Annotated in this window: 6 protein-coding genes; 2 read left to right on the top strand and 4 right to left on the bottom strand. The window is 64.4% G+C overall.

What is annotated here, in order from left to right; all coding sequences use genetic code 11:
* Positions 1–62 precede the first annotated feature (62 nt).
* Complete coding sequence (locus EKL94_RS17680; RefSeq protein WP_126930071.1) at positions 63–2,855, bottom strand: TonB-dependent receptor plug domain-containing protein; 2,793 nt, start codon at positions 2,853–2,855, stop codon at positions 63–65.
* 214 nt (positions 2,856–3,069) lie between these two features.
* On the opposite strand from EKL94_RS17680, the gene apbC reads away from it, so the two are divergent.
* Entirely contained in the window at positions 3,070–3,924 is an 855-nt protein-coding gene (apbC, locus tag EKL94_RS17685; RefSeq protein WP_026347084.1) for an iron-sulfur cluster carrier protein ApbC, read from the top strand.
* A 77-nt stretch (positions 3,925–4,001) separates the two neighbouring features.
* Entirely contained in the window at positions 4,002–4,574 is a 573-nt protein-coding gene (gene dcd / locus EKL94_RS17690) for a dCTP deaminase (protein ID WP_010483020.1), read from the top strand.
* 96 nt (positions 4,575–4,670) lie between these two features.
* On the opposite strand, the gene EKL94_RS22460 is transcribed toward dcd, so the two are convergent.
* Genes EKL94_RS22460 through EKL94_RS17700 form a run of 3 tightly spaced genes read right to left on the bottom strand, consistent with a single transcriptional unit; the run spans position 4,671 to position 5,944 of the window.
* Positions 4,671–4,838: a LiaI-LiaF-like domain-containing protein gene (locus EKL94_RS22460; RefSeq protein ID WP_005418011.1), complete on the bottom strand. Its 168-nt coding sequence runs from the start codon at positions 4,836–4,838 to the stop codon at positions 4,671–4,673.
* 15 nt (positions 4,839–4,853) lie between these two features.
* Positions 4,854–5,276 (bottom strand): HIT domain-containing protein, encoded by a 423-nt coding sequence (locus EKL94_RS17695; protein WP_010483023.1) that lies wholly within the window; start codon positions 5,274–5,276, stop codon positions 4,854–4,856.
* On the bottom strand, positions 5,273–5,944 hold the full coding sequence (locus EKL94_RS17700; protein WP_126930072.1) for a dienelactone hydrolase family protein: 672 nt from the start codon (positions 5,942–5,944) through the stop codon (positions 5,273–5,275). The genes EKL94_RS17695 and EKL94_RS17700 overlap by 4 nt, the downstream gene beginning before the upstream one ends.
* Positions 5,945–6,286: the final 342 nt, after the last annotated feature.

Consider the following 6,286-nt stretch of genomic DNA (forward strand, 5'->3'; position numbering starts at 1 on the left):
CAAAAAAAAGGCCCCGCCGAAGCGGGGCCTGGTCCAGACACGAAGTCCGGAAAACGACGGGATCAGAAGTTGTACTTGACCTGGGCCGAGATCTGGCGGCCGTAGACGCTGTAGAAGCCGTCATTGAACGGGGTCGACTCGTTGCCCGGGTAGTTGTAGCGCTGGCCTTCCGGCAGCTTGTTGAACACGTTGTTGACCATCAGCGACAGGACCAGATCTTCCTGTGCCTGGTAGTTCATGCTCAGGTTGTACGTGGTGTACGAACCCCACTTGCCGGCCTTGGCGCCGGAGGAGTGGACGTAGCCGTAGCTGCGGCCGGTGTAGGCCAGGTAGTTCGGGGTGCTGCCGACGTAGTTGGCGTACACGGTGGTGGTGAACTTGGCGATGTTCCAGGCCACCGACAGATCGCCACGGACCTTGGCGAAGTTGTCGTAGTACCACATGTTGTACGGATCGCTCAGCAGGTCGAGCTTGTCAGCGCCCGGCATCGGCTGCACTTCACGCTTCAGCATGTTGGTGTAGTTGCCGGAGAACATCAGCGAGCCGAAGCGGCCGATATCCTGCTGGTACTTGGCCGCCACGGTCACCGCTTCCAGGTTCTGGCTGGCAACGTTGAGCTTCGGCGTGTACACGCGTTCCAGATTGCCGCTCTTTTCATCGCGGGACACCCAGTTGGTCACATCGCCGCAGCTGGCCGAGGTGTTGTTCGGCAGGCCGTTGTGGCACTGGTACTCGGCCAGCAGCAGCTGGTCGGAGCTCAGGGTCTTGACCTCGTTCTTGATCTTCCAGTTGTAGTAGTCGGCCGACAGCGAGAAGTTGCTGACCGGGGCCCACACCACGCCTGCGCTCCAGACATCGGCAGTGATCGGCTTCAGGTCCGGGTTGCCGGACTTTTCGCTGTACACCGAGGTGTTCTTGTAGAACGAGCACTTCTCATCACGCAGGCCATAACCCAACTGGCTGCAGCGGTAGTAGTCGTTCTGGCCGGACGCGTACGAACCGCTCATGCCCTGGAAGGCATCGGACAGGGTCGGCGCGCGGAAGGCGGTACCGTACTTGCCGCGCAGCAGCAGGCTTTCGATCGGACGGAATTCCAGGCCGATGCTGTAGGTGGCCTTGTCGACGGTCTTGTCGGCGATCTTGAAGGCGTCATAGCGACCCGATGCGCTGACGGTCAGCATGTCGTGCAGCGGCATGCGCAGTTCGCTGGTGACCGCATAGTTGCTGCGGTGGCCGGCGCCGGCGACTGCGGTGGTGCCCCACACATTGCCATCGACGAACGCCTGGTCCGGCGAGTAGTCCCAACCTTCGCTGCCACCTTCCAGCACGACGGCCAGGCCGGCGTCGCCGCCCGGCAGGCTGAACAGCGAGCCGTTGGTCACCTGCACGCGACCCAGGTTCTGCCAGGTCTTGCTGCGGTGGGTACCGTAGCCGGTGAAGCTGGCGAACTGGTCCGGGGTGATCGGCGAGTAGAAGGCCGCGTAGTTCGGGTTGTAGATGTCGAAGCCATCAGCGGTGGTGCCCAGCGAGGTGCCCAGCACGTTGTCGACGAAGAAGCCATCGATCTTGTTTTTCCAGCGCACGAAGCGATTCTGGTCCAGGCGGTACTCACCACGGGTGAAGCTGGCGCTGTAGTCCCAGTCGCCGACCATGCCCTTGCCGCCCAGGGTGACCTGGTAGGCACGGCTTTCGTCGGAGTTCATGATGTTGTTGTAGTGGCCCGGGCCGATTTCTTCCGGCGCGAAGGCGCGCTGCAGATTCACGACCTTGCCCAGGCCCTGGTCGTAGAAGCTGCCCAGGCTCGACTTGGTGCCCCACCACAGGGCGCTCGAGCCCGAGGTGAACTCGGTCTTTTCCTTGCTGTACAGCACGTCGGCGAACAGCTGGAAGTTGTCGTTCACGTCGAAGGTCATCGACGAGTAGAACTGGCCGCTGTTCTTGCCGTTCTTCAGGGTCTTGTAGCCGGCGCTGTACACCGAACCGCAGGACTCGCCCGACGGGCGCTGGCCGACCACGGTGGTGCCGTCATACAGCCCAGCGACGTTGGCGCAACGGCTCGGGTCCATCATCAGCAGCTTGTTGTCAGCGTTGGTGATGACCGCGAAGTCGTTCGACGGCACCTGGGCGGTGTAGCCGACCGGGTTGTTCTGGCGGGTGATGTCGCGCTGGTAGCCCCAGATCGGGCTGCCGTTTTCGATCTGCACGTTGAACAGTGCATGGAAGCGGTCGTCGAAGGCGTTGATGCCCTTGGCGGCGCTGAAGCGGATGTTGCTGCCACCGCCTTCGGTGTAGGTGCCGCCACGGAGGGTCATGGTGCCGCCGTCCATGCGCTCCTTCAGGATGATGTTGACCACACCGGCGATCGCGTCCGAGCCGTACAGCGAGGACTGGCCGCCCGGCAGCACTTCGATGCGCTCGACGATGTCGATCGGAATGCCGCTGATGTTGTTGAAGGTTTCGCTGCCGTTGTACAGCGCCGGATACGAGAGCATCGGGCGGCCGTTGATCAGGTACTTGGTGTAGCCCGGGTTCAGGCCGAACATGCCGGCAGCTTCGGCGCCCTGGGTGAACGAACCCGAGGTCTGGCCGCCCTGCAGGCCGCCGGTGGTCAGCGACGACTGCTGCAGCACTTCAGCAACACTGCTGAAGCCGCGGGTCTGGATGTCTTGGGCGGTGATGGACATCACCGGGGTCTGGGTTTCAACCTGGGTCTGCGGGATCAGCGAACCGGTGACGGTGATCTTGTCCAGGTTGGTCGCCTTGTCCTGGGCCATTGCCGGGGCGGCGGCCATCAGAGCGGAAATCAGGGCGACGGCGAGCGTGTTGCGACGTGCGGTGTTGCTTACGTAGTTCATGTAGTTCCATTGGAGAGCAAAAACAAAAACGGCACTGCGCATGCGCCATCGCGCGGGCTGGAAATGCCAGCTCCGCAGCCCAAAACAGTGCGGATCGAACGTAACATGAACTTAACAATCTGTGCACGAATCTGTAGCAATCCTGAATTTCAGTCAGGTTACGTCCAGCTTGTATGATGCTCGGTTATTCCCCCTGACCCCGCCGGTGCTCGTTGTGAACAGTTCTCCCCGCCGTCCCCATGCAAGCCAGGTCCAGAAGGGACTCACGCCGCATGCCCGCATCCGCAACGTGATCGCGGTTGGTTCGGGCAAGGGGGGCGTCGGCAAGTCGACCACCGCGGTCAATCTGGCCGTGGCGCTGCAGCAGCTCGGCGCACGCGTGGGCGTGCTCGATGCGGACATCTACGGGCCGAGCGTGCCGGCCATGCTGGGCCTGTCCGGCCGCCCGGAAAGCCCCGACAACAAGAGCATCGAGCCGCTGCGCGCGTTCGGCGTGGACACCATGTCGATCGGCTACCTGATCGAAGAGGACACGCCGATGATCTGGCGTGGGCCGATGGCCACTTCGGCGATGACCCAGCTGTTCAACGACACCCTGTGGGATGATCTGGACTACCTGCTGATCGACCTGCCGCCGGGCACCGGTGACATCCAGCTGACCCTGACCCAGAAGATCCCGCTGGCCGGTGCAGTGATTGTCACCACGCCGCAGGACATCGCCACGCTGGACGCGAAGAAGGCGCTGAAGATGTTCGAGAAGGTCGAGGTGCCGGTGCTGGGCATCGTCGAGAACATGGCGGTGCATACCTGCAGCAGCTGCGGGCATGTCGAGCACCTGTTCGGCGAGGGCGGCGGCGAGCGCATGGCCGCGCAGTACGGCGTGCCGTTGCTGGGTTCGCTGCCGCTGCAGATCGGCATCCGCGAGCAGGGCGATTCCGGTACCCCGATCACCGTGGCCCAGCCGGATTCGGTCCCGGCCCAGGCCTACCGCCATGCCGCGCAGCGCCTGATCGAGGAGGTTGGCAAGCGTCCGCGTGCCTCGATCCCGATCCTGTCGTCGCTGCTGTAAGTGCCAGGGCAGGGGCCGCCGGCGACGGCCGGCCCCCTGCTAGAATCCTCGCGCCCCCTCGTACCCCAGGACAAAGCATGAGCATCAAGAGTGACCGTTGGATCCGCCGCATGTCCGAGCAGCACGGCATGATCGAGCCGTTCGAGGCCGGGCAGGTCAAGCAGGCCAACGGCGAGCGCATCGTCAGCTACGGCACCTCCAGCTACGGCTACGACGTGCGCTGCTCGCGCGAGTTCAAGGTGTTCACCAATATCAACTCGACCATCGTCGATCCCAAGCACTTCGATCCGGGCAGCTTCGTGGATATCGTCGGCGATGAATGCATCATCCCGCCGAACAGCTTCGCGCTGGCGCGCACCGTGGAGTACTTCCGCATCCCGCGCGACACCCTGGTGGTGTGCCTGGGCAAGAGCACCTACGCGCGCTGCGGCATCATCGTCAACGTGACCCCGCTGGAACCGGAGTGGGAAGGCCACGTCACCCTGGAATTCAGCAACACCACGCCGCTGCCGGCACGCATCTACGCCAATGAAGGCGTGGCGCAGATGCTGTTCTTCCAGGCGGCCGCCGATGACATCTGCGAGACGTCGTACCGCGATCGTGGCGGCAAGTACCAGGGCCAGACCGGCGTGACCCTGCCGCGGACCTGACCGGCGCGCCATCGCATGACGAAAACGCCGGGCATGCCCGGCGTTTTCATGGGTGCGGCCACACGCTGCGCTCGCCGGGCGTGGCCCGGCACCAGCTTACTTCCCGCGACCGAACAGCATCGCGATGCCCACGCCCACCAGTGCCACCGGCCACCAGGTCAACAGCAGCTTGGACAGGTTCAGGTGCGTCCAGCCGAGGTTGCTGGCGAGCATGAACAGGCCGATCAGGATCAGCAGGACGGCGGCAACGAGGTTGAATCGCATCGGGTCGGCAAACGCTCAGGACTGGGCTGGATATCCTAGCCGTTCCTTCCAGTAGGCGACATGCTGGTCCAGCGCACCCGGCTCGTAGCGGTGCGCGGGGCCGCTGCCCCAGACCGGGCCCGGCCACGCGGGGTCGCCGTCATGGCGGCCGATCACATGGAAATGCAGCTGGCGCACGATGTTGCCCAGCGCACCGATATTGATCTTCTCCACCCCGTCGGCGCCCTTCAGGGCCTTGCAGGCGCGGTTGAGCTCGGTGCGCAGCTTGTCCTGCTGCTCGCCGTCCAGCTCGATCCACTCGGTCACCCCGGCCAGGCGCGGTACCAGCACCAGCCAGGGGAATCGTTCGTCGTTCATCAGCCGCACTTGCGACAACGGTCCTTCCGCCACCAGCACGCTATCGGTGGCCAGGCGTGAATCGAGTTCGAAATCGCTCATCCAAGATGCTCCGAGAAGAAGTCCAGGGTGCGTTGCAGCGCCAGGGTGGCGCTGTCTGGATCATACGCATGTCCGACCTCCCGGTTGAAGGCGTGGTCAGCCGGATAGACGAAGGTGGCCATCTGCGGCAGCTTCTCGCGATGGGCCTGGACCGCCTCCGGCGGGATGCTCTTGTCCTGGGCGCCGAAGTGGAAGATCACCGGGGCCTTGGGCGTCTCATCCAGGAACTGGACATTGCGCGCACCGTAGTAGCTGACCGAGGGCAGGCCCAGGCGCAGGGCCGACAGCATCGCCACCGTGCCGCCCCAGCAGTAGCCCACCGTGCCGACCTTGCCATGGGGTGCCAGCCGGGTGGCGGCCGCACGCACGACCTCCAGCGCCTTCTCCATGCCCAGTGCGGTCACCCGTTCCAGGCCCTGCTTCACGCCGTCGGCGTCATAGGGCAGGGCATCCGGATCGGCTTCTGCACCGTCAACCAGGTCGAAGAACGACGGCGCAAGCACCGCGTAGCCTTCGGCCGCGAAGCGCTCGGCCACGCCGCGGATGTGCGGGTTGGCGCCGAAAATTTCCTGCACCACCACCAGCCCGCCACGCGGGGTGCCCTCCGGCAGGGCCTGCCAGGCCCGTACCGGGCCGTGATGCGTATCCAGGGTGATCCACTCGGCCATCGTTTCCATCTCGTTGCGGGGAACAGAACGGCATTGTCGGTGCTGCGTGGGTTAGCGCGGTGTCAGCGGCTGTGCGGGATCGGGCGGCTGGCCATTCAGAGCGCGGCCGCCAACCCCGGTATACTGGCGCCCTTTCAGGCCCCGGAACAGTCGCGCTTCCGAGTCCACCCGCACCACCCGCCTGAACCCCCACGCCGCACACGTCCTCCCCCAAACAACCACGCGCCGCGCCCCCACACCCCCGACTCCGACGCCCGGCCCTTTATCACCTCTCAACCTCCCCCCACCCCCCCCCTCCAAACCCCGGCGGCCCCCCCGGCCACAAAAAAAAAAAAAAAAAAA

The organism is Stenotrophomonas maltophilia (assembly GCF_003970865.1).
Classification (GTDB): Bacteria; Pseudomonadota; Gammaproteobacteria; order Xanthomonadales; family Xanthomonadaceae; genus Stenotrophomonas; species Stenotrophomonas maltophilia_AR.